Annotated in this window: 2 protein-coding genes and 1 pseudogene; all 3 read right to left on the bottom strand. The window is 71.2% G+C overall.

Annotated features, from left to right (window positions below):
* A partial coding sequence (locus GTY56_RS30000) for a lyase family protein (protein WP_272923407.1) occupies window positions 1-428 on the bottom strand: 428 nt, incomplete at its 3' end.
* A 120-nt stretch (window positions 429-548) separates the two neighbouring features.
* On the bottom strand, window positions 549-1,565 hold the full coding sequence (locus GTY56_RS29995) for an asparaginase (protein WP_161368442.1): 1,017 nt from the start codon (window positions 1,563-1,565) through the stop codon (window positions 549-551).
* Between the two features lie 32 nt (window positions 1,566-1,597).
* Window positions 1,598-2,006 (bottom strand): annotated as a pseudogene (locus tag GTY56_RS29990) (amino acid permease); the annotation flags it as partial.

The raw sequence follows: 2,006 nt of genomic DNA, 5'->3' as shown, positions 1-2,006 counted from the left end.
GTCGACTGGCCGAGGTTGACGTCCTCGTTGGGGTGCAGGAAGCCGTACTCGCCCTTGGCGTGACCCAGCAGCTCCAGCGCCCGGTTCGCCACGACCTCGTTGGCATTCATGTTGGTCGAGGTGCCGGCCCCGCCCTGGACGACGTCCACGACGAACTGGTCGTGCAGCTTGCCGTCCCGGATCTCCCGGCAGGCCTCGACGATGGCGGCGGCCTTCTTGGAGTCCAGCAGCCCGAGTTCCTCGTTGGCGAGGGCGGCGGCCTCCTTGACCGCGGCAAGGGCGTCGATCAGATGCGGGTACGCGGAGATGGTCATGCCCGTGATGGGGAAGTTCTCCGTGGCCCGCAGGGTGTGAACTCCCCAGTAGGCATCGGCGGGGACGTCACGGTCACCGAGCAGATCGTGCTCGGAGCGGGTGGCGGCGGTCATGACGGTGAGGGTCCTCTTCTCTGAGGTGCAGGGTGGGAAGTGCCCTTGAAAGGGGCGCGGGGGACTGCGCGTCCAGCCGCATGCGGCTCGCAGCCGCCGACGGGGAGATCCGGCACGGCGTCAGGCGCGGGCTACCCCGGCAACCGGCTCCAGCGAACGTACGGGCCGCACTCGCCCGACCTCCCGCCCGCCTCCGAGCAACGGCTCGCCCGCGAACTCGGCGAGCAGCTCCGGGTCGACACCGGCTCGGGCCAACGCAGCGGCGGTCACGGGGACCCGCGCCCGGTTCGCCCCGTCCGCGATCTTCACCGCAACGGCCCGCCCATCAGCCAGCGCAGCGACCTGTACGCCCTCGAAGCCGTCCTTGGACAACAGCCCCGGCACGGCCCGCATCAGCGCGGCGACGTCCCGCCCGGAGCCGGAGGCCATCTCCGCGTGCTCACGCATCGCGTCGGCGACCCGCGCCTCGGGCGTCCCCGGGGCGGAGGTGACGATCCGGGCGGTGGCGCGGGCGAGGCCGTGCAGCGAGATGGAGAACAGGGGGGCGCCGCAGCCGTCGACGGTGACCCGGGCGATGCGCTGCCCGGTCAGGTCCTCGACGATCTCGGCGATCGCCTGCTGGAGCGGGTGGCCGGGATCGAGGTAGTTCTCCAGGGGCCAGCCGTTGAGCACGCAGGTGTAGAGCATGGCGGCGTGCTTGCCGGAGCAGTTCTGCGCGAGGCGCGAGGGCAGCCGGCCCTCGCGCACCCAGGCGTCCCGGACGACCGGGTCGAACGGCATGTCCGTGACGTTGCGCAGATGGTCCTCGGTGAGCCCGGCGAGGTCGAGGATGCGCCGGGCACCGGCGAGGTGGCGATCCTCCCCGGAGTGGCTGGCCGCCGTCAGGGACAGGAGCTCGCCGTCGAGCGGCAGCCCCGCCCGGGCCATGGCCACGGCCTGGACGGGCTTGATCGCCGAACGGGGGTAGAAGGCGGCCTCGATGTCTCCGATCTGGAGCGCGACCCTTCCGTCGGCGTCGAGGACGACGACGGAGCCGTAGTGGATGCCTTCGACGATTCCGCCGCGGAGGAGGTGGGCGACGGGGGCGTGGACGGGTTCACGGACAAGGGGTGCGTCCGCGAGGGAACTGCTGAACATCACTGCCTGCTTCTCTGGGAGCGGCGCGTTCCTCACGCGCCGGCTCCGGTGGTGGACTTGCGCGCGATCCGGCCGCGGATGGCGAACCATCCGGCGACCAGTGCCCCGACGATCAGCGGCAGGCACAGCACGGTGGTGCGTCCCGCGCCGCCGTCGGCGTACATGAGGACCAGGACGGAGGCGAGGAACACCAGCGTCACGATCTCGGTCCAGGGGGAGCCCGGCAGCCGGTAGCCCGGGCGGGTCAGCTCGCCCCTCTGGGTCTTCTGCCAGAAGAGGAGGTGACAGATCATGATCATGCCCCAGGTGGCGAGGATGCCGATCGCGGCGAAGTTCAGCACGATCTCGAACGCCTCGGTGGGCACCACGAAGTTGAGGCCGACGCCGAGTACGCAGATACCGCTGGTGAGCAGGATGCCGCCGTAGGGGACCTGGCTGCGG

The organism is Streptomyces sp. SID5643 (assembly GCF_009872555.1).
GTDB classification, from domain to species: domain Bacteria; phylum Actinomycetota; class Actinomycetes; order Streptomycetales; family Streptomycetaceae; genus Streptomyces; species Streptomyces iakyrus.
The sequence above is the reverse complement of the archived record's forward strand: the minus strand, read 5'-3'. Positions and strand labels throughout refer to the sequence as shown.